General features: G+C 59.6%; 24 protein-coding genes. 9 read left to right on the forward strand and 15 right to left on the reverse strand.

The window, feature by feature from the left end:
* Nucleotides 1–16: 16 nt before the first annotated feature.
* Complete coding sequence (locus tag JZI28_RS02975; protein WP_295447419.1) at nucleotides 17–1,540, reverse strand: aldehyde dehydrogenase family protein; 1,524 nt, start codon at nucleotides 1,538–1,540, stop codon at nucleotides 17–19.
* A 135-nt stretch (nucleotides 1,541–1,675) separates the two neighbouring features.
* On the reverse strand, nucleotides 1,676–2,629 hold the full coding sequence (locus JZI28_RS02980) for a helix-turn-helix domain-containing protein (protein WP_295447421.1): 954 nt from the start codon (nucleotides 2,627–2,629) through the stop codon (nucleotides 1,676–1,678).
* Nucleotides 2,630–2,981: 352 nt separating this feature from the next.
* On the opposite strand from JZI28_RS02980, the gene JZI28_RS02985 reads away from it, so the two are divergent.
* Complete coding sequence (locus tag JZI28_RS02985) at nucleotides 2,982–3,188, forward strand: cold-shock protein (RefSeq protein WP_027239253.1); 207 nt, start codon at nucleotides 2,982–2,984, stop codon at nucleotides 3,186–3,188.
* A gap of 95 nt (nucleotides 3,189–3,283) precedes the next feature.
* Here JZI28_RS02985 and JZI28_RS02990 read toward each other — a convergent pair whose 3' ends face one another.
* On the reverse strand, nucleotides 3,284–3,946 hold the full coding sequence (locus JZI28_RS02990; protein WP_375699194.1) for a GntR family transcriptional regulator: 663 nt from the start codon (nucleotides 3,944–3,946) through the stop codon (nucleotides 3,284–3,286).
* Between the two features lie 233 nt (nucleotides 3,947–4,179).
* On the opposite strand from JZI28_RS02990, the gene JZI28_RS02995 reads away from it, so the two are divergent.
* The 4 genes from JZI28_RS02995 to JZI28_RS03010 all read left to right on the forward strand — a co-directional run bounded on the left by JZI28_RS02995 (nucleotide 4,180) and on the right by JZI28_RS03010 (nucleotide 8,875).
* Complete coding sequence (locus JZI28_RS02995) at nucleotides 4,180–5,130, forward strand: dihydrodipicolinate synthase family protein (protein WP_375699195.1); 951 nt, start codon at nucleotides 4,180–4,182, stop codon at nucleotides 5,128–5,130.
* 2 nt (nucleotides 5,131–5,132) lie between these two features.
* A complete protein-coding gene (locus tag JZI28_RS03000) occupies nucleotides 5,133–6,065 on the forward strand; it encodes a proline racemase family protein (protein ID WP_375700069.1) in 933 nt (310 codons plus the stop codon).
* A gap of 32 nt (nucleotides 6,066–6,097) precedes the next feature.
* On the forward strand, nucleotides 6,098–7,528 hold the full coding sequence (locus JZI28_RS03005) for an aldehyde dehydrogenase family protein (protein WP_375699196.1): 1,431 nt from the start codon (nucleotides 6,098–6,100) through the stop codon (nucleotides 7,526–7,528).
* Between the two features lie 114 nt (nucleotides 7,529–7,642).
* Nucleotides 7,643–8,875 (forward strand): NAD(P)/FAD-dependent oxidoreductase, encoded by a 1,233-nt coding sequence (locus JZI28_RS03010; protein ID WP_375699197.1) that lies wholly within the window; start codon nucleotides 7,643–7,645, stop codon nucleotides 8,873–8,875.
* A 30-nt stretch (nucleotides 8,876–8,905) separates the two neighbouring features.
* Here the strand turns inward: JZI28_RS03010 and JZI28_RS03015 are convergent, their stop codons facing one another.
* Nucleotides 8,906–10,117 carry a methionine gamma-lyase gene (locus JZI28_RS03015; RefSeq protein ID WP_375699198.1) on the reverse strand — a complete coding sequence of 404 codons (1,212 nt, stop codon included), beginning with the start codon at nucleotides 10,115–10,117 and terminating at the stop codon, nucleotides 8,906–8,908.
* A gap of 134 nt (nucleotides 10,118–10,251) precedes the next feature.
* On the opposite strand from JZI28_RS03015, the gene JZI28_RS03020 reads away from it, so the two are divergent.
* Nucleotides 10,252–10,710, forward strand: coding sequence for an Lrp/AsnC family transcriptional regulator (locus JZI28_RS03020; RefSeq protein WP_375700070.1), 459 nt, complete (start codon nucleotides 10,252–10,254; stop codon nucleotides 10,708–10,710).
* A 52-nt stretch (nucleotides 10,711–10,762) separates the two neighbouring features.
* Here JZI28_RS03020 and JZI28_RS03025 read toward each other — a convergent pair whose 3' ends face one another.
* From JZI28_RS03025 to JZI28_RS03060, 8 genes are all read right to left on the reverse strand, one after another.
* On the reverse strand, nucleotides 10,763–11,914 hold the full coding sequence (locus JZI28_RS03025; protein ID WP_375699199.1) for a M56 family metallopeptidase: 1,152 nt from the start codon (nucleotides 11,912–11,914) through the stop codon (nucleotides 10,763–10,765).
* The gene (locus tag JZI28_RS03030; RefSeq protein ID WP_297340361.1) at nucleotides 11,904–12,299 is read right to left on the reverse strand and encodes a BlaI/MecI/CopY family transcriptional regulator; all 396 of its coding nucleotides are present in this window, start codon (nucleotides 12,297–12,299) and stop codon (nucleotides 11,904–11,906) included. The genes JZI28_RS03025 and JZI28_RS03030 overlap by 11 nt, the downstream gene beginning before the upstream one ends.
* 353 nt (nucleotides 12,300–12,652) lie before the next feature.
* Nucleotides 12,653–12,931: a DUF2160 domain-containing protein gene (locus tag JZI28_RS03035; protein ID WP_295447437.1), complete on the reverse strand. Its 279-nt coding sequence runs from the start codon at nucleotides 12,929–12,931 to the stop codon at nucleotides 12,653–12,655.
* Nucleotides 12,931–13,728, reverse strand: coding sequence for a carbohydrate ABC transporter permease (locus JZI28_RS03040; RefSeq protein WP_295447439.1), 798 nt, complete (start codon nucleotides 13,726–13,728; stop codon nucleotides 12,931–12,933). The genes JZI28_RS03035 and JZI28_RS03040 overlap by 1 nt, the downstream gene beginning before the upstream one ends.
* A 14-nt stretch (nucleotides 13,729–13,742) precedes the next feature.
* Nucleotides 13,743–14,606, reverse strand: a complete 864-nt coding sequence (locus tag JZI28_RS03045) for a carbohydrate ABC transporter permease (RefSeq protein WP_375699200.1) — start codon at nucleotides 14,604–14,606, stop codon at nucleotides 13,743–13,745.
* Nucleotides 14,603–15,697, reverse strand: a complete 1,095-nt coding sequence (locus JZI28_RS03050) for an ABC transporter ATP-binding protein (RefSeq protein ID WP_375699201.1) — start codon at nucleotides 15,695–15,697, stop codon at nucleotides 14,603–14,605. The genes JZI28_RS03045 and JZI28_RS03050 overlap by 4 nt, the downstream gene beginning before the upstream one ends.
* Before the next feature lie 11 nt (nucleotides 15,698–15,708).
* Entirely contained in the window at nucleotides 15,709–16,800 is a 1,092-nt protein-coding gene (locus JZI28_RS03055; protein ID WP_295447445.1) for an ABC transporter ATP-binding protein, read from the reverse strand.
* Nucleotides 16,801–16,962: 162 nt separating this feature from the next.
* On the reverse strand, nucleotides 16,963–18,696 hold the full coding sequence (locus JZI28_RS03060) for an ABC transporter substrate-binding protein (RefSeq protein ID WP_348154874.1): 1,734 nt from the start codon (nucleotides 18,694–18,696) through the stop codon (nucleotides 16,963–16,965).
* 298 nt (nucleotides 18,697–18,994) lie between these two features.
* On the opposite strand from JZI28_RS03060, the gene JZI28_RS03065 reads away from it, so the two are divergent.
* Both JZI28_RS03065 and JZI28_RS03070 read left to right on the forward strand, forming a co-directional pair.
* A complete protein-coding gene (locus JZI28_RS03065) occupies nucleotides 18,995–20,122 on the forward strand; it encodes a class I SAM-dependent RNA methyltransferase (RefSeq protein ID WP_375699202.1) in 1,128 nt (375 codons plus the stop codon).
* Nucleotides 20,123–20,298: 176 nt separating this feature from the next.
* Nucleotides 20,299–20,808 (forward strand): thioesterase family protein, encoded by a 510-nt coding sequence (locus JZI28_RS03070; RefSeq protein WP_348154880.1) that lies wholly within the window; start codon nucleotides 20,299–20,301, stop codon nucleotides 20,806–20,808.
* Nucleotides 20,809–20,934: 126 nt separating this feature from the next.
* On the opposite strand, the gene JZI28_RS03075 is transcribed toward JZI28_RS03070, so the two are convergent.
* Nucleotides 20,935–22,350: a hypothetical protein gene (locus JZI28_RS03075; RefSeq protein ID WP_375699203.1), complete on the reverse strand. Its 1,416-nt coding sequence runs from the start codon at nucleotides 22,348–22,350 to the stop codon at nucleotides 20,935–20,937.
* A gap of 410 nt (nucleotides 22,351–22,760) precedes the next feature.
* On the opposite strand from JZI28_RS03075, the gene JZI28_RS03080 reads away from it, so the two are divergent.
* On the forward strand, nucleotides 22,761–23,774 hold the full coding sequence (locus JZI28_RS03080) for a hypothetical protein (RefSeq protein WP_375699204.1): 1,014 nt from the start codon (nucleotides 22,761–22,763) through the stop codon (nucleotides 23,772–23,774).
* A 13-nt stretch (nucleotides 23,775–23,787) separates the two neighbouring features.
* Here the strand turns inward: JZI28_RS03080 and JZI28_RS03085 are convergent, their stop codons facing one another.
* The gene (locus tag JZI28_RS03085) at nucleotides 23,788–24,930 is read right to left on the reverse strand and encodes an acyl-CoA dehydrogenase family protein (RefSeq protein WP_375699205.1); all 1,143 of its coding nucleotides are present in this window, start codon (nucleotides 24,928–24,930) and stop codon (nucleotides 23,788–23,790) included.
* The gene (locus tag JZI28_RS03090; RefSeq protein ID WP_375699206.1) at nucleotides 24,914–25,612 is read right to left on the reverse strand and encodes a TetR/AcrR family transcriptional regulator; all 699 of its coding nucleotides are present in this window, start codon (nucleotides 25,610–25,612) and stop codon (nucleotides 24,914–24,916) included. The genes JZI28_RS03085 and JZI28_RS03090 overlap by 17 nt, the downstream gene beginning before the upstream one ends.
* Nucleotides 25,613–25,617: the final 5 nt, after the last annotated feature.

Genomic DNA, 25,617 nt, shown 5'->3' on the forward strand with positions numbered 1-25,617 from the left:
CCGCCGGGGGTGAGGTCTAGAAAAAACCGAGCTTGTTTGGGTTGTAGCTCATCAGGATGTTTTTGGTTTGCTGGTAGTGATCCAGCATCATCTTGTGGTTTTCCCGGCCGATGCCGGACTGCTTGTAGCCACCAAAGGCGGCATGGGCCGGGTAGGCGTGGTAGTTGTTGACCCAGACGCGACCGGCCTCGATTGCGCGGCCAAAGCGGTAACAGGTATTGGCATCGCGGGACCAGACGCCAGCGCCAAGCCCATACATGGTGTCATTGGCAATCGCCAAGGCTTCGGCTTCGTCCTTGAAGGTGGTGACCGAGACCACCGGGCCAAAGATTTCTTCCTGGAACACCCGCATCTTGTTGTGACCCTTGAGGATGGTGGGCTGGATGTAGTTGCCCCCGGACAATTCGCCATTGAAGCGCGCCGCGCCGCCGCCAGCCAGAACCTGTGCGCCCTCTTCGCGGCCAATGGTCAGGTAGGACAGGATCTTTTCCTGTTGCTCGGTGCTAGCCTGCGCCCCCACCATGGTTTCCGGATTGCGCGGGTCGCCCTGTTTAATGGCTTTGACCCGCTCAATGCAGCGCTCGATGAAGGCCTCGTAGATGTCTTCCTGGATCAGGGCACGCGAGGGACAGGTGCAGACTTCCCCTTGGTTGAAGGCAAACAGCACAAAGCCTTCGACGGCCTTGTCCAGGAAAGCGTCATCCTTGGCCATCACATCAGAGAAAAAGATGTTTGGACTTTTGCCGCCCAGTTCCAGCGTCACCGGGATCAGGTTGGCGGTCGCAGCTTCCATGATCTTGCGCCCGGTCGCGGTTGAGCCGGTGAAGGCGATCTTGGCGATGCGCGGGGAGCTGGCCAAAGGCGCACCGACCTCGGCGCCGTAGCCATTGACGATGTTCAACACACCTGCGGGCAGATAGTCCGCCATGATTTCGGCCAGGATCATGATCGCAGCCGGGGTCTGTTCCGCAGGTTTCAGCACGATGCAGTTGCCCGCCGCCAGGGCAGGGGCCAGCTTCCAGGCCGCCATGAGAATGGAGAAGTTCCAGGGAATGATCTGGCCAACAACGCCCAGGGGTTCGTGGAAGTGATAGGCCACCGTGTCGGCGTCGATCTCGCTCATATTACCTTCCTGGCCCCGCAGGACCCCGGCAAAATAGCGGAAATGATCAGCGGACAGAGGAATATCAGCGGCCATGGTTTCGCGAATTGGTTTGCCGTTGTCCCAGGTTTCTGCCTGCGCCAGACGCTCTAGATTGGCATCAATGGCATCGGCAATTTTCAACAGCAGGTTGGAGCGCTCAGATGCTGAGGTCTTGCCCCAGCTGTCTTTGGCGGCATGGGCCGCATCCAGGGCCAAATCGACATCGGCGGCATCCGAGCGGGCGCATTCGGTGATTATTTCGCCGGTGATCGGGGTCACATTGTCAAAGTAGCGACCGTTTACAGGTGGGGTGAATTTACCGCCGATGAAGTTGTCATAGCGCGGTTTGAAAGGCGAGACATAGGTGCCTTTCTCGGTATGGGTCATGTCGTTCATTTGGTATCCTCCACAAATACCGGGACCTCCTCCCGGATTGCTCAGGACACTGCCCCTGCTGGGGGGCGTTTGTCTGCCAGCTGGAAAAGCCGGAGGACCAAAGGTGTCTCAGGAGTGAGACAGGTTGGCGATACTTTACTCCAAACCCAGCCGTTTCATTCGCCGATACAGCGTCGCGCGGCCAATGCCTAGCTGGCGGGCCGCCTGTGAGACATTGCCGTCAGAGCGCGCCAGTGCCCGCACCACAGCGGCGTGTTCGGCTTTTTCAAAGCCTGTGGGCCCGTCCTCGCGTCCAAGAATATCTGCGGCGGGGCGGGGTGTCAGGGCGCCTGTCATCGCCAGACCAAACACCCGGCGGGCCTCGCGGGTGGCGCCGACAATCAGGTCATGGGCATCAACCGCCAACAGCGTCGCAGCCTCGGCATCGTCGCTTTCGGCAACAATGATGCGGGTGCGGTCGTAGGCTGCGCGAAAATTAGCCTCTTCAATGGCCCGTGCAGTCTGGCAAACCTGGGCTGCGATCAGCCGGTTAAAGGCCTCTGTTTGATCGGCCCGGGCAGAGGAGACATCTAGCGCCGCCACAATCTGCCCCTCTGGCCCATAGATCGGGGCATCAATGCAGCTCATGGCAGTGTTTCGCGCATAGAAATGTTCGTCGCGATGGATAATCACCCGCCGCTGTTCTGTCAGACAGGTGCCGATGCCATTGGTGCCTTCGCGCTCTTCGCTCCAATCGGCGCCGATGCACAGCCCCCAGGATTCAAAGACCGGGGCGTCTGCCTCGGCAACCCGCTGATCCAGAACCACCCCATCATCATCGGTCAACAGCACAGCGCAGCCGGATTGCCCAACCAGCGAGAACAGACTGTCCAGCCTTGGCGCTGATACGGTCATGAATGTCTCGAGCACTTCCTGCCGTTCGCGAAGGTGGGTGCTATCAATGCGTTCTGGCCCCCGGTTTTCAGCAGGGTCGAGTCCGTGTTTGTCTGCCGAACGTCTCCAGCTTGCCGCCAGCCGAGAGCGGGCAGCAGCCGAGGCGGAATTTGTGACGCCCAAGACTTTTTCAACATGTGCCAACTTGCCAAGCATGGTGCCTCCCCCCCCCTCGGAATGTCGGAATTCTTTTATAAACTACGTCAACTTGCCCGCCGCGACAATCTCTGTGCCCGCGGCTACATTTGAGCGGGGGAAAGGGGGATTTGGCCTGCACGGATAGATTGCACATGGGGCGGGGTGCTGGCCTTGCAAAAAATTGCCTCTATCGAGTGAAACCGGAAATGTACTCTTGAAACGAAACGAGAGCAGTCGCATATTTTGAGTGCTTGTGTTTCTCTATGTCGACCTGCTGCCTCCGGAATAACGGCGTTCAGTCTTCGATCCAGACTCAACAACGCCGGGCTGTCGCACTCCTGCGGACAGCAATTTTTAGGGAGTATACGGAATGGCTACTGGCACCGTAAAATGGTTCAACTCTACCAAAGGCTTTGGCTTTATCGCGCCCGATGGCGGCAGCAAGGATGTGTTTGTGCACATCTCTGCGGTTGAGCGCTCTGGCCTGACTGGTCTGGCCGACAATCAAAAAGTGTCCTTCGACATCGAGCCCGGCCGGGATGGTCGTGAGGCTGCGGTCAATCTGGCACTGCTCTGACCTGATCCCCCACCAAGGGGTGAAGACTGTGAAACGCGCTCTCTGGGAACAGGGGGCGCGTTTTTCTTTGCGCGGGCCATTCAGTGTCGGCGGGTTCAGCGCAGGCTGTTTATGTTCTGAATCAGCGATTCCCGGGCGCCGGAGATATGAAGCCGCGTCAGTTCGGCAGCTTGGGTGGCATTGCCGGCCAGGCAGGCCTCCCAGATGGCGATATGTTCTTGGTTGGCGCGTTCCATCCCGTTCGACATCACCAGCTGCGCCCGCAGGTAGCGGTCAATCCGGTCCATGGCATTGTCGATGACATCCAGATGGTATTGCAGCCCGCTGGCCCGGTAGAGGGTTGAATGGAAATCCCGGTTGAGATCTCCCCAGCTCATCGGGTCCGCCGAGGCCGAAAACGCCGCCCAGGAGGCGCGGGCGGTTTCGAGTGTTTCTGCCGACATCAAGGGCACGGCGCGGCGGATCACCTCGGGTTCGATCAAGGCCCGGAAATCAAATATTTCCTCGGCTTCGGTGGCAGAAAGCCCAGAAACAACAGCGCCTTTGTAGCGCTGGGTTTTGACCAGACCCTGTTCTTCCAGCCGGGAGATCGCCTCGCGCACGGGGATTCGACTGGTGTTGAACAGCCGGGCAATTTCATCCTGGCGCAGGGGCTCCCCCTCTTTGACGTCGCCCTCGATGATGGCTTTGCGCAGGGCCTCAAACACGATCGAGGACACCGAAGCGGTTTTTGAAATATCGACGGAATTCAACTTCATAGGGCACTCCTCCTGCAGTGTTCATAGCGCTATTTCTTTGCTGAGGAAAGTTGCGTAAGAAAATATATTGTAAATTGGATCCAATATGAAATAGAACCGCGCAGGCGCCACCACAGCAACCGTCGCTTTCCTGCTCCATTCACGGCCCTCAAGGCTGGGGCCAGAGCAGGGCAGGGGGGCTTTGGTGCCTGTCACTCTTCGGCCGCAGAGGCTGGTTCTGAAAGGAAAAGACCATGAGCAAAAATATCTTCTCCGGCTGTATCCCGGCCCTGATGACCCCCTGTACTGCGGATCGCCGCCCGGACTTTGATGCGCTGGTGCGCTCGGGGCAGGAGCTGATTGCGGCAGGCATGTCGGCGGTGGTGTATTGTGGTTCCATGGGCGATTGGCCACTGCTGACGGATGCGGACCGCATGCAGGGTGTGGCGCGTCTGGTGGCTGCCGGGGTGCCCACAATCGTCGGCACCGGCGCGGTGAACAGTAAACTGGCAGCAGCGCATGCCGCCCATGCGGCGGAGGTTGGCGCCCAGGGGCTGATGGTTATCCCGCGCGTTCTGTCACGGGGATCCTCCAGCGCTGCACAAAAGGCCCATTTCAAGGCGGTTCTTGCAGCGGCCCCGGACTTGCCGGCGGTGATCTACAACAGCCCCTACTACGGCTTTGCCACCCGGGCGGAGTTGTTCTTTGCTCTGCGCGCAGAGCACGCCAACCTGGTGGGATTCAAGGAATTTGGCGGCGCAGATGATCTGCGCTATGCGGCTGAAAACATCACCGGACATGATGACAGCGTCACTCTGATGATTGGGGTGGATACCACCGTTTTCCATGGGTTTGTGAACTGCGGTGCCGCCGGGGCCATTACCGGGATTGGCAACGCCCTGCCGCGCGAAGTGCTGCATCTGGTGGCGCTGTGTCAGCGGGCCGCTGCGGGCGATGTCGGGGCGCGGCAGCGGGCGAAAGAGCTGGAAGCGGCGCTTGGCGTGTTGTCGTCCTTTGATGAAGGACCGGATCTGGTGCTCTATTATAAACACCTCATGGTGCTGAACGGTGACAGCGCCTACGGCCTGCACTTCAACGAGAGCGACGCGCTCACCGAGAGCCAGCGCAGCTATGTCGAGACGCAATATACCCTGTTCAAGACATGGTATGCAGACTGGGCCCTGCAGCCCGATACTGCCGCCTGACCATGCGGGTGATCGACAGTCACACCGCCGGAGAACCAACGCGTGTGATCCTGAGCGGTGGCCCGGAGCTTGGATCCGGGTCGCTGGCGGATCGCGCCGCAAGGTTGTGGCGAGACCACAGCGATTTCTGCGCCTCCGTCCTGCTGGAGCCGCGCGGCCACGACGCCATGGTGGGGGCGCTGTTGCTGCCTCCACAGGACCGGGACTGTGTCGCGGCGGTGATCTACTTCAACCCGGCTGGCACTCTGGGCATGTGTGGCCATGCCACCATTGGAACCTTGGTGACGCTGTACCATTTGGGACGGATTGATCTGGGCCTGCACCGTCTTGAAACCCCGGTCGGCGTGGTCGAGGTGGACCTGATTTCCCCAAATCGGGCGGTGGTGGAAAATGTCGCCAGCTATCGCCAGTTCAAATCCGTCTCGCTAGAGCTGCCAAGGCTGGGGTGGATCATCGGGGATGTCGCCTGGGGCGGCAATTGGTTTTTTCTCACCCCTGATTGCCCGGTGGCCCTGGAGGCGACAAACATCGCAGCGCTGACCTCAGCGGCCTTGGCTATTCGCGACGCCCTCTGGACGGGTGGGATCACCGGGGCCAGGGGCGCCAGGATCGACCATGTGGAATTTATCTCCGCGCCACAATCCCCGCAAAGCCATGGGCGCAACTTTGTGCTGTGCCCCGGTGGGGCCTATGATCGCTCGCCCTGCGGGACCGGCTGTTCTGCCAAACTGGCCTGTCTTGCTGAGGATGGCCTGCTGGAACCAGGAACCGCCTGGATTCAAGAGAGCATCATCGGCAGCACTTACACCCTCAGGTATCGCCGCAATGGCGCGGGTCAGGTGATCCCACAGATCGAGGGCGCGGCGCATGTCACCGCTGACACAACCCTGATTTTTGCAGAAAACGACCCCTATCGCAGCGGCATTCAGCTCTGAAAACAGGTCAAAAACTCAAAGGACGTATGACTATGGACTACACAAATCTGATTGCCGGTAGCTGGGAAAACACCAGTGATGGCAGCGCCAATGTAAACCCGTCGGATATTACCGACGTTATTGGTATGGCGGCACTCAGCGAGACAGCCGACATGGATCGCGCCGTTGCCAGTGCCCGAACTGCCGCCGCCGATTGGGCGCAGGCCACGCCGCAGATGCGGTTTGACGTGCTGGATTTCATCGGCAGCGAGATCCTGGCCCGCCAGGCTGAGCTGGGGCAGCTGTTGTCACGCGAAGAGGGCAAGACCCTGCCCGAAGGTATTGGCGAGGCTGCGCGTGCGGGACAGATCTTTAAATTCTTTGCCGGCGAATGCCTGCGCCAGACCGGTGATCGCTTGGCCTCGGTCCGCCCCGGTGTCGAGGTCGATGTGACCCGCGCACCGGTTGGAGTTGTCGGACTGATCACACCGTGGAATTTCCCCATCGCCATCCCCGCCTGGAAGATTGCGCCGGCTCTGGCCTATGGCAATGCCGCGGTGCTAAAGCCCGCCGAGCTCACCCCCGGCTGTGCCTGGGCCCTGTCCGAAATCATCTCGCGCTCTGGACTGCCTGAAGGCGTGTTCAACATCGTCTTTGGTAAGGGGGCAAGTGTCGGCCAGCATCTGGTCGACCACCCCGATGTCGATGCGGTGTCCTTTACCGGGTCGGTGCCGACGGGCCGCGCAATTGCGGCCTCCTGTGCCAAGACCCTGAAAAAGGTGCAGCTGGAAATGGGCGGCAAAAACCCCATGGTGGTACTGGATGATGCTGATCTGGATCTGGCGGTTGCGGCCTGTCTGAACGGGGCCTTCTTCTCCACTGGCCAGCGCTGCACCGCCTCGTCCCGTTTGATCGTTACCGAGGGCATCCATGATCGGTTTGTCGCTGCTTTGACCTCCGCGATGCAGGGGCTGAAGGTTGGGAATGCGCTGGAGGCGGGCATTCAGATGGGGCCAGTGGTGGATGCGCGACAGCTGGAGCAGAACCTGTCCTATCTGAAGATCGCAGCTGACGAGGGCGGCACTGTCATTGGCGGGGAGCGCCTGACCCTGGCGCAGGAGGGCTTTTACATGGCGCCTGCCTTGGTGAGTGAGACCAGCAACGACATGCGCATCAACCGCGAAGAGGTCTTTGGCCCGGTGGCCTCGGTCCTGCGGGCGCGCGACTATGATGAGGCGCTGGCGCTGGCCAATGATAGCGCCTTTGGTCTGAGCGCAGGAATTTGCACCACCTCGCTGAAACAGGCGAGCCATTTCAAGGCAAATGCTGAAGCGGGCATGGTGATGGTCAATCTGCCCACCGCCGGGGTGGATTACCACGTGCCCTTTGGCGGCAGCAAAGGATCCAGCTATGGCGCCCGCGAACAGGGCTCTTATGCTGCTGAATTCTACACGCGGGTAAAGACGGCCTATACACTGCCCTGACATCGCGAGATAACCCCACTATAGGCACCGGGATGTGCCTGTAGTGATTTGGCACAACGTGAGAGGCATCCGATGGGCAAAGCGGCGGCGACAAAAGCGTCTTCTCAGGGCAGCATGACGATTGCTGTGATTGGTGCTGGCATTGTTGGGGTGAGCACTGCGTTGCGCCTGCAAAGTCTCGGCCATCAGGTGACGATCTATGATCGCAAAGGGCTGGCAGCAGAGGCGTCGGCGGGCAATGCCGGGGCCTTTGCCTTTAGTGAAATCATTCCACTGGCGACGCCGGGGATGATGCGCAAGGCCCCCAAATGGCTGCTGGATCCCATGGGGCCGTTGTCGATCCCGCCGCGCTATGCCCTGCAGCTGGCGCCCTGGCTGCTGCGGTTCTGGCGGGCCAGTTGGCGCGATCGTTACGCCGCGTCCATGGCGGCGCAATCGGCGTTGATGGGGCTGGCGCGGGCGGCGTTGGAGCGTCAGATCAGCGATACGGATGGCGAATTTCTGATCCAGCGCGATGGCCAGTTGCAACTGTTTGAGGGCGAAAAACAATACCAGGCCAGCCTGCCAGCCTGGGAGGCACGTGGTCAGGCCGGTATTCGCTATGAGCTGCTGCAAAACCCGGATGAAATCGCCGAGATACAACCGGGATTGAGCCGACAATTCACCCATGCTGGCTATACGCCGGACTGGATAAACACGGTGGACCCAAAGACATGGTGCGAATACCTGGCCGGGCAGTTCATGGCGCGCGGTGGTCGTATCGAGGTTCAGGAAGTCAAAGGGCTGAGTGCGGACCGGGGTTCGGTCTCGCTGGATTTGGGCAGTCACAGAGTTACCCCGGATCGCGTGGTCCTTGCCGCCGGCGCCTGGTCACATCAGTTGGCGCGGGGCCTCGGGGATGCGCTGCCGCTGGAAACCGAACGCGGCTATAACACCACCCTGCCTGCCGGGGCCTTTGACCTTAGAACCCATGTGACCTTTGGCAGCCACGGATTTGTTGCCAGCCGGATCAATGGCGGCGTGCGTATTGGCGGCGCGGTTGAGCTGGGCGGGCTGAAACTGCCGCCCAATTTCAAACGCGCTGATGTGCTGCTGAAAAAGGCCTGCCGCTTTATGCCGGAGCTGGATCGCACGGGCGGCACCCAGTGGATGGGGTTCCGTCCCTCCATGCCCGACAGCCTGCCGGTGATTGGCACCTCCTCCGCTTCAGATGCGGTGATCTATGCCTTTGGCCATGGTCATCTGGGCCTCACCCAATCGGCGGCGACGGCGGAATTGGTGGCGGACCTGGTGATGGCCCGCCCACCTGAAATCTCGCTTGCGGCGTTGTCCCCGCAACGGTTCTAACCGGTGTAATAGATGGTCTTTAGGCCGCGCTCAGGCGGCCTGTTCCTGCACAAACTCCAGGGATTGTTCCAGATCCTGCAGGATATCAGCGACATTTTCCAACCCGGCAGACAGCCGCACCAGACCTTCGGTGATGCCATGTTCGGCACGCTCATCCGGCGCATAGGTGGAATGGGTCATCGAGGCCGGGTGCTGGATCAGCGTTTCCGCATCCCCCAGCGACACCGCGCGGGTGATCATTTTCAGCCGGTTCATCATCGCCCGCCCCGCGGGCAAGCCGCCTTTTAGTTCAAAGGCAATCATGCCGCCGGGTAGGGCCATCTGGCGACAGGCCAGGTCATAGTGATCAAAGCTGGGCAGGCCAGGGTAGTGAACTGTGGCCACGGCCGGATGTGCCTCTAGCCAATCGGCGATTTCGGCGGCGGTGCTGCTGTGGCGCTCCATCCGCAGCGCCAGGGTTTTCAGCCCGCGCAGGACCAGCATTGCATTAAACGGCGCCATGACGGCTCCGGTCATGTCCTTCATACCTGTGAGGCGGATCTCTTGGATTTGTTCGGCCCGCCCGACCAGCAACCCGGCGACAACATCCCCATGACCGCCAAGATATTTGGTGGCCGAATGCAGCACCAGATCGGCGCCCAGCTCAATCGGGCGGGTCAGATAGGGGGTGGCATAGGTGTTATCCACTACAACGGTTGCGCCATGGGCATGGGCAATGCGGCTGACGCCGGCAATATCAACCAGCCGCATATTGGGGTTGGCCGGGGTTTCAAAATAGACCACGCGAGTCTGTGGGCTGATCGCCGCCTGCAGCTGGGCCAGATCTGTCATGTCCACATGGGAAACGGTGATGCCAAATTTCTGCAACCCGTGCCGCATAAAGGCAAAGGTGCAGCCATAGAGCGTTTTGTCCACGAGGATTTCGTCACCGGGGCTGAGCAAGGTCCAGAGCGTCGAGGTGATTGCCCCCATGCCTGACGACAGCGCCAATCCGGCTTCGGCACCTTCGAGCGTGGCAATGCGTTGCTCCAACAGATCCAGGGTAGGGTTGGAGATGCGGGAATAGATATGCCCGGGGCGATCGCCTGCAAACATTTCGCCACCGCTTTCGGCCGTTTCAAACGCAAAGGTCGAGGTGAGATGCAGCGGCGGCGTCAAGGCGCCCTCATTGGCCTGTGCATCATAAGCGTGATGAATTGCGCGGGTGGCAAAGCCGGGCGTGGTGTCGGTAGGATGGGTCATCGCAGGCTCCTGTCGCGGGTCTGGCGCTATGATGCCCTTGTTATTTCGTGATGAAATTGCGAATTATGCCATGATTTTGGTATTTATTGGCATAGTCTGCCAATATTTCGGAACTGGAGGCTGATTTGGCGACATTGGATCAAAAAGACCGGCAGATTATCCGAGCCCTGCAACGGGACGGGCGGATGTCTAATCAGGATCTGGCCGAGGCGGTCAACCTGTCGCCATCCCCCTGTTTGCGGCGGCTGCGGAATTTGGAAAAATCTGGGGTGATCGCCGGGTTCTCCGCCCGCGCAAATGCCAAGCTTTATGGTCTGGGCATGGAGATCTTTGTGCGGATCCGGCTGGAGCGGCACCACCAGGAGGTGGTGCAGACCTTTGAGCGTCAGGTCCTGGCGATGCCGGAAGTGCTGGAATGCCACATGATGACCGGGCAGGTGGACTATCAACTGCGGGTTCTGGTGGCGGGGCTGGATGCCTATGAGCATTTTATCCGCAACAAGATCCATCCTATCGGCGGGGTGGGATCAATTGAGACCAGTTTTGTCTATGGCACAGTCAAGCAAACGGCGGTGTTTCCCGACCTCGGATAGGCATCATGGGCGCCTGAGCAGGATCGTCGTGGTGTGCCGCATGGGGCAGCGCCTAGCGTCCGGCAGGGATAAAGCTGCCCTGCAGGATATTGCGACCGGCCACTGAGCTGCTGGGGGCTGCGTTGCGGCTGGCCATGCGTTCGAGATTGACAATTGTCGAGAGCATCAGCCGATCATGGCTCCAGTCGCCGGGGCGTTGCATCAGCATGGCGGTGGCCAGCACCGATGCGATCATCAGGCCTGATACCATGGCCCAGCCAAAGCCGGTTTCACCATGGGGTTGTTGGGCGGTCACCGCAATGATGCGTTGTTGCAGCGTTGAATCGCGACGGGTTTCGCGCCGGTCCACCAGGGCAACAGCCGGGCTGCGGCGGGTAAAGAAAACGCGTTCCTGCGCAGCCTGGGCACAGGCGCGGATCAGGCATTCGCAATAGGCGCGGATATCCAGGCCGGGGCGCGCCATCAAGGCCTGATCACAGGCAAATTCGCGCAGGTGCCGGACCTCGCGGCGCCACAGGTAAAAAGCGGGGTTCCAGAACAATAGCGGCCGCAGCAGCTCCAGCAGGACTTCGCATTCGATATCGCGCTGGCGGAAGTGCTGTAGCTCATGGGCCAGGGTCAGTTTCAGATCCTGCGGCTGGCTCAGCAGTGCCGAGGGCAGCACCACATAGCGGCTGAACAGCCCGCGGGTCGAATAGGCAACCGGGGTTTCGTCAGAGATCAGGATCTGGGTGGCGCCAATGTTTTTCCAGATAAAGCTGCGCTTAAGCGCCCGGCGCAGGCGATAGATCGAGGAGGCCAGTTGGGCGGCACAGATCAGCCCGCCGATGGCCAGCGCCGTGGTCAATAGCCGGGTCCAGAGCAGTTGCTGGGAGGAGAGCACCCGCACGGTGTCTTCGCGCAGGCCCAGGAGGGTTTCAAAGCTGCTGGCGCTCATGCTGACATTGCCCTGCAGAAACTGCGACACCAGAAGATCGGAGAGATTGGGCGGATGGGCCATCACCAGATGGGTAAAGGCAAACATCATAAAGGGCGATAGCGCCAGCAGCAGGGTGAGGACATTCATCAGCCGCAGCTGCGCCCCAAAGGCATGAGCAAGATGAGAGTGAGACAGAAGTTTTCGCGCCGCCAGCCAAAGCAGGGTGCCTGCAAGCACCAGAAGATTTAGATCCAGATAGCTATTGATCAGCGCGTCAGTTTCCATTGTCCCCCAACCTTTCGTTCAGCAGCGCCCGCATCTCAACGAGCATGTCGTCGGTAACTTCTTCATCGTCAACAAGACGGGCGACCAAGGCCGCGGGCGTATCGTTGAACAGCTTGCTCGAAAGGTTTTTCAGAGAGGTTTTTTGATACTCTGCTTTGGGAATGGCGGGGCGGTAGATCAGCGAACGGTCTGCCCTTTCGCTGCTAAGAAAGCCCTTTTGTTCCATGATTTTAAGCACAGTCGCCACCGAGGTGTAGGCGCGTTCCTGTGCCTGGTTCAGCACCGCAAGGATATCCCTTACAGTACCGCCCCCGGTAGCCCAGACGACGGTCATGAATTCAAGCTCAACCTCGGTTAGCAGTGAATTGTCCTGTTTCTTGCGCATGTCGTCTGATGTCCGGTCCATTTTGGTCTTTCAGCAATGCTAGTGGAAAGGGGGGAGTTTGAAAACTATTTCTTTAGCAGACCTGGGCGCCATGGATCCAAGCCAGATGTTGGCTCCATCTGGGCGTTGCCAAATTGAGCGCTTCCGCGCGCCTATTTCTGCCAGAGGCGGGGTGATATATCAGTCTAGGCCGACGAGATTGGGGCGTGCTGTTGTATGTTGGCTGAGAAGGCCTGAAGGGGCAGGACTGCCCTTCAGGCCGTTCGCAATTTTGTTCAGGCTTGCGCGTCAAGGGCGGGCCGCTGACGCGGGGCCTTTGGCCCCCTTGACCCGCACATCCCAAAGGGGCGGTGTTACACCTTCCAGAAGGTGAAGATGCCCCAGAGAATGGCCAGCCCCAGCGGGTACCAAAGCGGCATGCCGACCAATCCAAGCCAGGCGAGGAAGATGTAACTGGTGCCCAACAGGGTGATGAACAAACGGTCCCCACGGGTGGTGGAGAGCCCCAGCACACCTTTGCGCAGGTCGCCGCCGGGGGAGCGGATTTCCAGCAGTACAAGCACCCCAATGGCAGAGAAAATACCGATAAAAACCAGAGCAGTGGGCCAGGTCCAGGCCATCCATGACAGCATTATACTCTCCCCATCGCAAAACCTTTTGCGATATAGTTGCGGACGAACCAGATCACGATGGCCCCCGGAATGATTGTCAATGTGCCCGCTGCTGCCAGCAGGCCCAGCTCATAGCCGGCACTTGAGGCGGTTTTGGTCATGGTGGCAGCGATAGGTTTTGCGGCCACCGCCGTCAGGGTCTTGGCCAGCAAGAGCTCGACCCAGGAGAACATGAAGCAGAAGAAGGCGGCAACGCCGACCCCGGCCTTGATCGAGGGGATAAAGATGGTGGCGAAGAAACGCGGGAAGGAATAGCCGTCTACATAGGCGGTCTCGTCCAGCTCCTTGGGGATGCCGCCCATGAAGCCTTCTAGAATCCAGACCGCCAGCGGGATGTTGAACAGGCAATGGGCCAGGGCCACCGCCAGATGGGTGTCAAAGATCCCCACCGCCGAATAGAGCTGAAAGAAGGGCAGGGCAAAGACTGCCGCCGGCGCCATCCGGTTGGTGAGCAGCCAGAAGAACAGCTGTTTGTCGCCTAAAAAGCGATAGCGCGAGAAGGCATAGGCCGCCGGCAGCGCCACGGCCACTGAAATCACCGTGTTGATGCTGACGTAGAGGATCGAGTTGATGTAGCCCCAATACCAGGTCGGATCGGTAAAGATGGTGGCGTAGTTTTCCAGCGTGAAGGTCTGCGGGAACAGCGAGAAGCCCGAGAGGATCTCATTGGTGGTCTTAAAGCTCATCGCGACCAGCCAGTAGATCGGCAGCATCAGGAAGAGGATATAGACAATGGGGATGATAAAGCGTTTTTGCATTTCTCAAACCCTCCTTAGTTCAGGTCGTCTTTGGTCATTAGCGTGTAAAACAGCCAGGAGACCAGAAGCGTGATTGCAAAGTAGATGAGCGACATGGCGGCGGCGGGGCCGAGGTCAAACTGACCCAGGGCGATTTTCACCAGATCAATCGACAACAGCGTGGTGGAGTTGCCGGGGCCACCACCGGTCAGCACAAAGGGTTCGGTGTAGATGTTGAAACTGTCCATGAACCGCAACAGGATGGCGATGGTGAGGACGGTTTTCATCTTGGGCAGCTGGATAAACCGGAACACAGCCCTGTTGGAGGCGCCGTCGATTTTGGCTGCCTGGTAATAGGCATCGGGGATCGATACCAGGCCGGCATAGGCCAAGAGCACCACCAGCGAGGTCCAGTGCCAGACATCCATGGTGACGATGGTGACCCAGGCCGCCAGCGGGTTCTGGGTCATGTCATAAGAGATGCCCAGCACGTGGTTGAGGAAATAGCCAAGCAGGCCAATGTCCGGCAGGGTAAAGATGTTCCACATGGCGCCCACCACGTTCCAGGGGATCAGCATCGGCAGCGCCATGGTGACCAGACAGACCGGAACCCAGAAGCCTTTGCGCGGCATCGACAGGGCGATGATAATGCCCAGCGGCACCTCGATAATCAGGATCAGGAAGGTAAAGAGAAACTGACGTCCCAGGGCGGCGTGAAAACGATCAGAGCGCAGAATCTGTTCGAACCAATCCAGGCCCTGCCAGAAAAACACATTGTCGCCAAAGGTTTCCTGCACCGAGTAGTTCACCACGGTCATCATCGGGATCAGCGCGTTAAAGGCCACCAGCACCAGCACGGGCAGCACAAAGAACCAGGCTTTTTGATTTTCGGTTTTCATTGTGCCGCCTCCGCTGCGGTGTCGGGGGTGGTGGCCAGCCAGCCATCCACATAAAGCCGGGTTTGGTCACGCCGAAAATCGAGATGCACCGGGCTGCCAACTGCAGGTCCTGCGCCCTCGATCACGGCATTGATGCGGCTGCCATTGGTCTGGCATTCCACCACTGTATGACGCCCCACATCCGACACTTTGGTCACTGTTGCGGCCAGGCCGGTGTCCGCCAGAGAGACAAATTCCGGCCGGATGCCGATTTCTGTTTTGCCATTGGCTTCGCCTTGGATTGGGCCTTCCAGCGCGATGGGCTGGTCGGCAAAATGGGCAGATCCTGCCTGCAGTTCGCAGGGGAGGATGTTCATCCCCGGTGAGCCGATGAAGTGGCCGACGAACGTATGGGCGGGGCGGTCAAACAACTCGACAGGCGTGCCGATCTGAACCACTTCGCCGTCCTGCATCACCACCACCTGATCGGCAAAGGTCAACGCCTCTGTCTGGTCGTGGGTGACATAGATCATCGTGGCTTTGACGCGCTGGTGCAGTTCTTTCAGCTTTGAGCGCAGCTTCCATTTCAGATGCGGGTCGATCACCGTTAGGGGTTCGTCAAACATCACCACATTGACGTCTTCGCGCACCAGCCCACGCCCCATGGAGATCTTTTGTTTGTTGTCGGGGGACAGGCCGGCGGCCTTTTGGTCCAGCATTTCAGTGACTTCGAGCATCTCAGCAATGGCCATCACCCGGTCACGCACGGTGTTCTCATCCCGGCCACGGTTGCGCAAAGGGAAGGCGAGATTGTCGTAGACTGTCATGGTGTCGTAGATCACCGGGAACTGGAACACCTGGGCAATGTTGCGCTGATCCGGCGGCAGGGCGGTGACGTCCTGACCGTCAAACAGGATCTGGCCCTCCGAGGGCACCAACAGGCCGGAAATGATGTTGAGCAGGGTGGATTTACCACAGCCCGAAGGGCCAAGCAGCGCATAGGCGCCGCCGTCGCTCCAATCCAGATCGATCTCCTTTAGCGCATAGTCTGACGGGGATTTTGGGGCGGGCATATAGCTGTGTCGCAGCTTGGAGAGTGTAATTTTTGCCATTTTCCTGAACCTCAGGCTGCGCGGGAGCCATCGGGTGCAAAGAAGTAGCACGCCGAAGGGTCCATGTAGAAATCATGCATTTCGCCAATCTCGTAGGGGTGCACCCCCGCCGACAGGGATACCCAGTTGGCGTGGGCTTCGCCGCCTGCGGTGCCGCCAAGGCCAAGATCGAAATGCGCAGAACTTTCCGAGCCTGACAGCTCGGTCACCTGTACCCGGCCATCAAGGCGCACAGTGGCCTTTTTGCTGGCGCTGGGCAGGACGTGATAGGGGCGGATGGCAAGGGAATAGGCGCCATCGCTCAGCCCGGCGGCGGTGCCGCTCAGCTGCCAGCTCACCCGGTCTCCCATGCGGGCGGTGGTGCCTTCTTTGATCACCGTGGCGGTATTGATTGGCGGGTCAGAAAAAACCCGCGCCGCGTCCAGATTGCCGGGGTTGCGGTAGATTTCAGCGGTGGGGCCAAACTGGGTGACGCGCCCGTCGCGCATCAAGGCGGTTTTGCCGCCCAGCAACAGCGCCTCTTCGGGTTCCGAAGTGGCATAGACCACCACGGCGCCACGTCCGGCAAACAGCTCGGGCAGCTGGTCACGCAGCTCTTCGCGCAGTTTGTAGTCAAGGTTGGCGAGCGGCTCGTCCAGAAACACTGCGCGGCTTTCCTTGGCAATGGCCCGGGCCAGGGCGCAGCGCTGTTGCTGGCCGCCGGACAACTCATGCGGGCGGCGGTGCAGCATCGGCTCCAGCTTCAGGATTTTGGCGGCTTCCGCGACACGATCCGCGATCTCGGACTTCGCCATTCCAACCACTTTCAGCGGCGAGGCGATGTTCTCATAGACCGTCATATGCGGGTAGTTGATGAAAAACTGGTGCACCAGACTGATGTTGCGTTTCTGGGTGCTCAGGCGGGAAACATCCTCGCCCTCCATCAGCACCTGACCGCTGGCCATCGGGTCCAGCCCGGCCATCAGCTTGATAAGGGAGGTCTTGCCCGAACCGGTGGCGCCCAACAGGACGTTGAAGTGACCGGGTTCCAGCATCAAGGATGTCTCCTTGATATGGGTGACCGCGCCGACGCGCTTGGTCACGTTTCTTAATTCTAGTGCCATCGTTATTTAACTTTCCGGCAACCGGCCCTGCAGCAAAACTGACAGGGGCCGTGTCTGTACGTAGCGGGGGAGAAAGCGCCCCGAAGCAGTGTAAGAACACCGTTCCGAGGCAAAGTGTCGGGCCAGAGGCCAAAGGCGATCAGGCCCGACGGGGAGGAGCGGTTACTGCGAGGCCCAGCGGGCGACCAGCTCGTCGTAGTTGACGGTCTGACCGGCAGGTTTTTCGTTCTCCAGCGGTGGCTTGGCGCCGCCATTGGCATACCACCACTCAGCGTCTTTTTCCTCATTCAGACGCGGACCGCAGCCGCCGTAGATCTCAGCCTGCTCGTCTGCACGCTGCATCCGGGCCATGGTGATGTCCATTTCTTCGGCCAGACGGTTCATGGCTTCCTGCGGGGTAAAGGCCCCCGAGTTCACGTCGCCAATCTGCTGCCACCAGATCTGGGCCAGCTTTGGATAGTCAGGCACGTTCACACCGGTTGGCGACCAGGCCACACGATCCGGCGAGCGGTAGAATTCTACCAGACCGCCCAGGTTTTCAGCCCGCTCCGAGAAGCTCTCGTGGTTGACCGAGCTGTCACGAATGAAGGTCAGACCCACGTGGGACTTTTTCACGTCGACAGTTTTGGACACAACAAACTGAGCATAAAGCCAGGCTGCCTGCGAGCGCTCCAGCGGCGTCGACTTGAGGAAGGTCCAGGAACCAACGTCCTGATAGCCAACCTTCTGGCCGTCTTCCCAGTAGGGGCCATGTGGGCTAGGCGCCATCCGCCACAGCGGCTTGCCTGCTTCGTCGACGGTGTTGTTGCCTTCGGACTGCGGCTTTACCATATCGGCGGTAAAGGCGGTGTACCAAAAGATCTGCTGGGCAACATTGCCCTGCGCAAGCGCGGGCAGAGACTGGTAAAAGTCATAAGACGCGGCACCGGGAGGTGCATATTTGCGCAGCCATTCGTCCCATTTGCGGATCGCATAGACCGCAGCCGGACCGTTTGCAGCACCACCACGGGTGACAGAGGCGCCAACCGGGTTACAGGTTCCGGCCTCCATGCGGATGCCCCATTCGTCGATTGGCACGCCGTTTGGCTCACCCTTGGACCCGGCACCGGCCATCGACAGCCAGGCATCGGTCATCCGCCAGCCAAGATCCGGCGCGCGTTTGCCGTAATCCATATGGCCGTAGATCGCTGTGCCGTCGATTTCTTTGACGTCTTCGCTAAAGAATTCGGCGATGTCCTCATAGGCGGACCAGTTGACCGGAACCCCCAGATCATAGCCGTATTTTGCCTTGAAGGCCTCTTGCAGATCGGCGCGGTCGAACCAGTCTTTGCGGAACCAATACAGGTTGGCAAACTGCTGGTCGGGCAGCTGATACAGATCCCCATCGGGACCGGTGGTGAACTGGGTGCCCATAAAGTCATCCAGATCCAGGCCGGGGTTGGTCACCGACTTGAAATCACCCGCCATCATATCCGTCAGGTTATGGGCCAGTTGCAGCCGCGAGTGGGTGCCGATCAGATCCGAGTCATTGACATAGGCATCATAAAGATTGCGCTGTGTCTGCATCTGGGTCTGCACCGCCTGCACCACTTCGCCTTCGCCCAGGATCTGGTGATTGACCTTGATCCCGGTGATTTCTTCAAAGGCTTTGGTGAGAACTTCCGACTCATAAGAATGCGTCGGGATGCCCTCGGAGAGCACGTTGATCTCCATACCTTTGAAGGGCTCGGCGGCGGTGATAAACCACTGCATCTCGCTCATCTGTTCGTCTTTGGTCAGGACCGAGGGCTGAAACTCCTCATCGATCCACTTAACTGCGGCTGCTTCATCGGCATAAACCGCCTGTCCCGCAGCCACGGCGCATACCGCTGCTGCGGACAAAAGATACCTGCGCATCTTTTTCCTCCCTAAAAGTCTGTAAGGCCAGCTACGCTCTCTCGCATCTGACTGGTATTTAGCTTTCATATAGGCGTCATAGTTGTCAAACTAAAAATTTAGTTTTACCTTATCTCGTTGAAAATAATGTATTTTTAATGACCATTTTTTGATCCATCAATCCCACGATAGTGACGTCTTTGGGCGCAAGGCCTGCGGCGAGTCTTTGCCGCAATGCGGCAAACAGACCCTTGGCTTTGATCGGAGAGAGGGGAAAATAGCCATCGCCCAGAGGGGCAAACCGGGGTAAGAGAGCCGGATGAGCGATATAGACACATTCGAGATCTTTCTGACCGCAGCCCCAGGGCTGGAGGTGGCCCTGCTGGCTGAGGTGCGCGAGGCTGGCTTTGCCGCTGCCAAATCCGTGCCCGGTGGCGTCACCGTGCAGGGGGACTGGCGCGAGGTCTGGCGCGCCAACCTGAGCCTGCGGGGCGCTGCCCGTGTGCTGGCCCGAATTGGGGAGTTTCGCGCCTTTCATCTGGCCCAGCTGGACAAGCGCGCGCGCAAGTTCCCCTGGGGTGAGGTGCTGCGCAGGGACGTGCCGGTCAAGGTGGAGGTCACCACCAACAAAAAGTCCAAGATCTACCATGCTGGCGCCGCGGCGCAGCGGGTGGAAAAGGCGCTGGTTGAAAGCTTTGGCGCCACCCTGTCAAAAGAGGCAGCACTGACGTTGAAGCTGCGGATCGACGACAACATGTGCCAGTTCAGTGTCGATACCTCTGGCGATGGGCTGCACAAACGCGGCCATAAATCCGCTGTTGGCAAGGCGCCGATGCGGGAAAACCTGGCAGCGCTGTTTCTGCGCGACTGTGGCTTTGACGGGCGTGAGCCGGTGGTCGACCCCATGTGTGGCTCTGGCACCTTTGTGATTGAGGCGGCAGAGATCGCTCTGGGCCTGGTGCCGGGGCGCAGCCGCAGCTTTGCCTTTGAACAGATGGCCAGCTTTGACGCCGAGGCCTATGCGGCGCTGAAAGCAGAGCTGACACCGCAGGAGGTGGATGTCTCGGCGCTGCATTTCTATGGATCTGACCGCAACGCCGGTGCGGTTGAGATGGCAACCGCCAATGCCGAACGTGCCGGGGTGTCGGCTATCACGCAGTTCAGCCACCACGCGGTCAGCGATCTGATGCCGCCCGATGGACCTGCGGGGCTCGTGATCGTCAACCCGCCCTATGGGGCGCGGATTGGCAACAAGAAACTGCTCTTTGCGCTTTATGGCGCGCTGGGCAAAACCCTGATGGAGCGCTTTTCCGGTTGGCGGGTTGGCATTGTCACCAGCGAGACCGGGCTGGCCAAGGCCACGGGGCTGCCGCTGTTGCCCCTGGGGGCGCCGGTGGCCCATGGCGGGCTGAAAATCCGCCTGTTCAAAACTGCTCCCCTGCGCTGAACGGGCGCTTTTGCTCAAGAAACGCAACGGCTTCTGCAACTGTGACGTGGGGATTCTCTTTACCCTTGGCGCCGGGGCAGGGATGTTGGCCGCAGCTATGCCGACAGCAATGATGCCGGGCACACTGTCGGGCGTCAGGTCGAGCAATAGGCCGAGCAACAGGGGGCAGGACAGCCATGACAACACAACCCACGCAGGGGCATGATGGCCCTTATCCAGCACCCATTGTGGTGACAGAACGATCAGTTTTGCCAGAGTGGATCGACTACAATGGCCATATGAACGTCGCCTATTATGGTCTGGCCTTTGATAATGCGATTGATCAGATGTTTGATAACCACATAGGCAATGGCGAGGCCTATGTGCGTGCCGCCGCCCAGGGCATGTTTGTGCTGCAGTCGAATATGCAATTCCTGCAGGAGCTGCGGCTGGGGCAGGTCTTCTCGGTCAGTTTTCAGCTCATTGATCACGACACCAAGCGGCTGCATTTTTGGTCAGAAATTCTGTTGGACGGGCAGGTCTGCGCCACCCAGGAAGTCCTGGCGATGCATGTTGACCTGACCAGCAAACGTTCGGCTGTGTTTCCCGACTGGCTGCAGGCGCGCTTGGCGCAGTTGCAGGCGGATCACGCCGCGCTTGCGCGTCCCGAACGGCTGGGGGCCACGCTCGGCATTCGCCGGGGCTGAGTGTCGCAGACCTGATCAGTTATGAGCGTTTTGCAGGGCCGTTTGGTACAGTGAAAGAGCAGGCACAAATAGCAAAGGGGGCGCAGTGATGCGCCCCCTTTGGCAGTGATGTGATCCTGTCAGGTGCTAGACCAGACAGTCGGCTTCCACCGCTTCTTCTTGTTCACAGTCCTCTGGCAGGTCGTCGATCGGCTGGTTCATCAGCGCCATGATCTCTGCGAAGACAGAGTTGTCATCGTCTTCGCCACCGTCGTCGCTGCCTGTTGGGGCAGTATTGGCTGCGTACCAGGACTCCAACCCTGCATCTGATACACCGCCATTGGCATAGCTGCTGCTATCAGAGGCCGCCGCTGCCGGGTCATAGCCGCCAGACAGCACATCCTGGCTGCCATCCGGGTTGCTCACAACCAGCGAGATTGAGCTGAGGTCGATGTCATCCAGGGTCAGGCCAGCATCTGACCAGAGCGTGAAGTTGGCATTGTTCACCGTGCCATCTGTGCTGTCGGGTGCCTGACCAAACTGCACCATTCCGTCGTAGTTCTCCGGCACTGTAAGACCATCGTCCAGGGTGTTGACAGAGTTGGCCTCTGCCAGGTGGCCGGTAACAGGAATAGCGTTTTCATCCGGCGAGAAATTCAATCCCGGCACATCAGAATCATCGTTCATGTTGAAGAACATGCCGTCGATATCCGCCACTTCACCATCATAGGAGGTGGGTTGCAGGTTGATGAACAGCTGTCCCTGGGGAGTCTGGGTGACTTCCACGGTGACGCTGGGATCGCCATTGCCGCCGACTTCAAAACTAAGGGTGGTTTTGCCGTCGCTACCGCCGTCACCGCCGCCGTTATCGCCGCCAGTCCCTGTGCCGCCAGTCCCTGTACCGCCGGTTCCCGAACCGCCAGTCCCAGACCCACCAGTGCCACAACCGCCCGTACCGGAGCCACCTGTACCGGAGCCACCTGTACCGGAGCCACCTGTACCGGAGCCACCTGTACCGGAGCCACCTGTACCGGAGCCACCTGTACCGGAGCCGCCCGTACCGGAGCCACCCGTACCGGAGCCGCCTGTACCAGATCCACCTGTACCAGATCCACCTGTGCCAGATCCGTTTTCATCCTCGTCGCGATGCTGCCACCACTTTTTGCCCCACCGGCCATGACCGCCATGCCCCCCGTGGCCACCGCCGAAACCACAGCCCTGATCGCCCGTGCCACCAGTGCCTGAGCCACCGGATCCAGATGTCCCGGAGCCGTTGTCGTCGTCGTCGCGGTTTTGCCACCACTTCTTGCCACCGTGGTCGCGGCCGCCGTGGCTGCCTCCGGTGCCTGACCCGCCTGTGCCGGATCCATGTTCGTCTTCGTCCCGCTGCCAATGTTTGCGACCGCCATGGCGGCCAAAGTGATTGGAGAGTTTGTCGCTATACCAGCGGTCAAATCCGCCATCGCGCACACCGCCGTCATGGTAGCTTTTGCTTTGGCAGGCGCTGTGCCCACCCCATGCCGAGCGCCCACCGCCCCAACCAGAAAAATGTCCCCAGCTCATACCTAACACCTCTTAACACAATGTCGCTCGATGCCGCCGTGACCCCACGTGGCACGCATCCCGTGAAATTAGAATAGCTGTGGGTTTGAGCCAAATTTTCGCCGCATTTTTGGCAAATTTGATCCATTGCCGCGTAAATCCGGAAACAATGCAAGAGAGCCGCGCCCAACTGTTGCAAGAAACGCCAAGTCAAAGTGAGTCGCGCTAGCACGGGGCGGCAAAGGTCCAGTCCAGCCCAAGGCGGCGAGAGCGGTTTACGCACATCGCCATCGCCTGCTTTTTAGGAGGCCTGTTAGGGGGCCTGAAATTTCCCGAAAATTGCCATCTTCTGCGCCTAAGGAGTTACCAGTGCTGTCCGGGGCGCAGAGTGTTTCGGCAGGGTGTGTTAAAGAACTGAGAGGGTGGAGTTGGTGGCGGACACAAGCTTTGATGAGCGCGCGGCCTATATTGTCGCAAAAGCACAAGAGACCCTGGGCAAAACCCCGGACCGGATCACCACGCCGGGCGGCAAGTCCCGCTCCTCTATGCGACTGCATTTTGGCGAGGACAGAGCCATTGCCACTCTGCGGGAGAATTTTCGCCGCACCCATCTGGAAGCCTATGTGCTGGAAAAGCTGGGGCCCCACTGCGACGACATCCCCCGGGTTCTGGGCGTCAATGAAGATGTGCTGTTTCAGTCTGACACTGGCGAAATCCGGCTGAGCAGCGAAGTGTTGGAGCATAATGAGAGCGACCAGGTGGAACTGGCAGCTGAGGCCTGTGCTGCGATCTTTCGTATTCACGCCGCCGCCCGCCAGACCGATCTGGCAGAGATGCTGCCGCATCTGGGCTCGAACCGGGATTGGATCATCAATCTGGTGGGATCCGTTGATGCCCTGCAGGCCTATTCCATGGGTATCCCCAAGGAGTTTGATTTTGTTTCCGTAGCCGAACGCATGGATCAGCCGGGGCGGCAATTTCTGAAATGGGATTGCCGGGCGGGCAATGCCGCCATTGGCGATGATGGCTTTGTGCGCTGGTTTGATTTTGAATATGCCGGCCTGCGTCATGGCGCCGAGGATTTTGCCTGGCTCATTGCCGACGAAACCTGGCCGGTGTCGCCAGATAAAATGGCTGATGTGATGATCGACACCTATGATCATGGTTCTGGCTATGACATCGCTGACTACCTGGATTATCTGTCTGTCTATGTCACTCTGCATGCGGTGCAGCGGCTGAAATTGATCCAGAAGGAAGTCAAAAAACGCGGCTGGCTCAGCAAAACACGGGTGATCAAATATGATGATGCCGGGGTCCACCCGGATTATGCGCGCCAACTCTGCCGGGTTGGGGCCTATTATGCGGCGCAGTCAAAACTGACCGCGCCCCTGGCCCGAAATTTTGAGGCTGCCGGGCGCGCCTTTCAGGCCATCGCAGACGGCTAATCCGCTTGCGGCATCACAGTCCCATCTGGCGCACCGCGAGATCGCGCATGATCTCTTCTGATCCGCCGCCGATGGCCATGACCTTGACCTCGCGGTAGATGCGCTCCACCCGGTTGCCGCGCAGATATCCGGCGCCGCCCAGGATCTGCATCGCCTCAGAGGCGCAGTATTCGCAGGCCTTGGTGGCAAAGAATTTGGCCTTGCTCAGCTCGGCCACTGGCATATCGCCCTGATTGACCTGCCAGCAGATCATCCGCAGTGTCGCCTCAACCGCATCAATGCGGGCCGACATCTCGGCGATCTTGTGGCGGATCACCTGATGACGGATCAGCTTTTTGCCAAAGGTCTCGCGCTGCTGCGCCCAGGTGATACTGTCCTCTAGGCAGGCCTTCATCATGCCCAGAACCCCGGCAATCAGGTTGATCCGCTCCATGTTGAAATTGTTCATGATGGCCAGAAACCCGGTGCCTTCCTCCCCCATCATGTTGCTGGCAGGCACGCGGACCTCATCCAGAAACAGCGTTGCCTGATCCGAACACCACCAGCCCATCTTGCGGGTCAGGGCCGTGCGGGAAAAGCCAGGGGTATCCGCCTCGACAAAAAACAGGGAAACGCCATCCAGCCCAGCACCGCCGGTGCGGGCCGGGATGACAAAATAGTCAGAGGTCATGCCGCCGGTGATGAAGGTCTTGGAGCCATTGATCACCCAGTGATTGCCATCGCGCCGGGCGGTGGTTTTGAGGTTGGCCACATCCGAGCCGCCCCCGGGTTCGGTGACCCCCAATGAGGAGCCTTTGCGCCCGGACAGGATTTCCGGCAGCACCCGCTGGCGGATCTCTTCATCGGCCAGCCGCGCAATCGGTTCAACTGAAATGGTGCGCCCGGCCAGAGCAGCAGTTACTCCGCCAGCACCGCAGCGGGCCATTTCTTCGCTGTAGGCCACGCGCAAAAAGCAATCGTCAAAGCCAAGGCCGCCATATTCTTCGTCAATGCCAAACCCCCAGACGCCAAATGCACCAATCTTCTGATGCAGCTCCCAGGGGACTGTGCCTGCCTCGTCCCAGTCGTCGCAATAGGGCTGGATTTCTGTTTCGACAAAGGCCCGGATGGTATCGCGAAAGGCCCGGTGCTCTGACGTTTCAAAGGGATTCTGCATCTGTGTCTCCATTAGGGCTGCGCGCAGACAAATGCGGCGCCATGATGCGGCCAAATAGCGCCACCATCTTGGTTATGATTTTTGGATCGCGCTCAAAAGGCGCCTGGCTGTGCAAGCCGCGCATGAAACTCCGGCAGATCGACCAGAGCAGGGTTAGCTCATCCTCATGGCCGTCGGCGGCCTGGTAGAGATTGGCGATATTGCGGTTGAATTCGTCGTTGTAGCTCCAAAGCGCGGGGGTAATGCGGCTGTTCAGCACCTGATCGGTGCGGGCCGCCACCAGAATTTCCATCAAAGCGCGGCCTTCGCGGGTGTTGATCACCCGGCTCCACAGCGCATGCAATTGGTCCTGCAGGCTGCTCCCGGCATCAGAGGGGCGCAGCAGGTTCGCCTCTTGGTCATTTGGCTCCGAGGCGCCACGCACCGGCGCCAGCAGGTGTTCGAGGGTTTTCACCATCATTTCTTCTTTGGAGGGAAAATGATGGGTGAGCGCACCACGGGAGACCCCGGCCAGGGTTTGCACCCGGTTGATGGAGCATTCCGAATAGCCGACCTCGTCGAGCGCGGTGATCACGGCATCAAAGATTTTGCCACGGGTGCGGGCCACACGCGCCGGGTTGCCGCGCATGGGCGGGCTGTCGCTGGAGGTGACGTTCGGTTGGTCTTCGGTTCCTGGGCACATCAGCA

This window comes from Pseudophaeobacter sp. TrK17, from assembly GCF_042192375.1.
In the GTDB taxonomy this organism is placed as follows: Bacteria; Pseudomonadota; Alphaproteobacteria; order Rhodobacterales; family Rhodobacteraceae; genus Pseudophaeobacter.

Coding starts and splice junctions, on each gene's coding strand:
- JZI28_RS02975 (WP_295447419.1), bottom strand. CDS start 1,540: ATGAACGACATGACCCATACCGAGAAAGGCACCTATGTCTCGCCTTTC.
- JZI28_RS02980 (WP_295447421.1), bottom strand. CDS start 2,629: ATGCTTGGCAAGTTGGCACATGTTGAAAAAGTCTTGGGCGTCACAAAT.
- JZI28_RS02985 (WP_027239253.1), top strand. CDS start 2,982: ATGGCTACTGGCACCGTAAAATGGTTCAACTCTACCAAAGGCTTTGGC.
- JZI28_RS02990 (WP_375699194.1), bottom strand. CDS start 3,946: ATGAAGTTGAATTCCGTCGATATTTCAAAAACCGCTTCGGTGTCCTCG.
- JZI28_RS02995 (WP_375699195.1), top strand. CDS start 4,180: ATGAGCAAAAATATCTTCTCCGGCTGTATCCCGGCCCTGATGACCCCC.
- JZI28_RS03000 (WP_375700069.1), top strand. CDS start 5,133: ATGCGGGTGATCGACAGTCACACCGCCGGAGAACCAACGCGTGTGATC.
- JZI28_RS03005 (WP_375699196.1), top strand. CDS start 6,098: ATGGACTACACAAATCTGATTGCCGGTAGCTGGGAAAACACCAGTGAT.
- JZI28_RS03010 (WP_375699197.1), top strand. CDS start 7,643: ATGACGATTGCTGTGATTGGTGCTGGCATTGTTGGGGTGAGCACTGCG.
- JZI28_RS03015 (WP_375699198.1), bottom strand. CDS start 10,117: ATGACCCATCCTACCGACACCACGCCCGGCTTTGCCACCCGCGCAATT.
- JZI28_RS03025 (WP_375699199.1), bottom strand. CDS start 11,914: ATGGAAACTGACGCGCTGATCAATAGCTATCTGGATCTAAATCTTCTG.
- JZI28_RS03030 (WP_297340361.1), bottom strand. CDS start 12,299: ATGCGCAAGAAACAGGACAATTCACTGCTAACCGAGGTTGAGCTTGAA.
- JZI28_RS03035 (WP_295447437.1), bottom strand. CDS start 12,931: ATGCTGTCATGGATGGCCTGGACCTGGCCCACTGCTCTGGTTTTTATC.
- JZI28_RS03040 (WP_295447439.1), bottom strand. CDS start 13,728: ATGCAAAAACGCTTTATCATCCCCATTGTCTATATCCTCTTCCTGATG.
- JZI28_RS03045 (WP_375699200.1), bottom strand. CDS start 14,606: ATGAAAACCGAAAATCAAAAAGCCTGGTTCTTTGTGCTGCCCGTGCTG.
- JZI28_RS03050 (WP_375699201.1), bottom strand. CDS start 15,697: ATGGCAAAAATTACACTCTCCAAGCTGCGACACAGCTATATGCCCGCC.
- JZI28_RS03055 (WP_295447445.1), bottom strand. CDS start 16,800: ATGGCACTAGAATTAAGAAACGTGACCAAGCGCGTCGGCGCGGTCACC.
- JZI28_RS03060 (WP_348154874.1), bottom strand. CDS start 18,696: ATGCGCAGGTATCTTTTGTCCGCAGCAGCGGTATGCGCCGTGGCTGCG.
- JZI28_RS03065 (WP_375699202.1), top strand. CDS start 18,995: ATGAGCGATATAGACACATTCGAGATCTTTCTGACCGCAGCCCCAGGG.
- JZI28_RS03070 (WP_348154880.1), top strand. CDS start 20,299: ATGACAACACAACCCACGCAGGGGCATGATGGCCCTTATCCAGCACCC.
- JZI28_RS03075 (WP_375699203.1), bottom strand. CDS start 22,350: ATGAGCTGGGGACATTTTTCTGGTTGGGGCGGTGGGCGCTCGGCATGG.
- JZI28_RS03085 (WP_375699205.1), bottom strand. CDS start 24,930: ATGCAGAATCCCTTTGAAACGTCAGAGCACCGGGCCTTTCGCGATACC.
- JZI28_RS03090 (WP_375699206.1), bottom strand. CDS start 25,612: ATGTGCCCAGGAACCGAAGACCAACCGAACGTCACCTCCAGCGACAGC.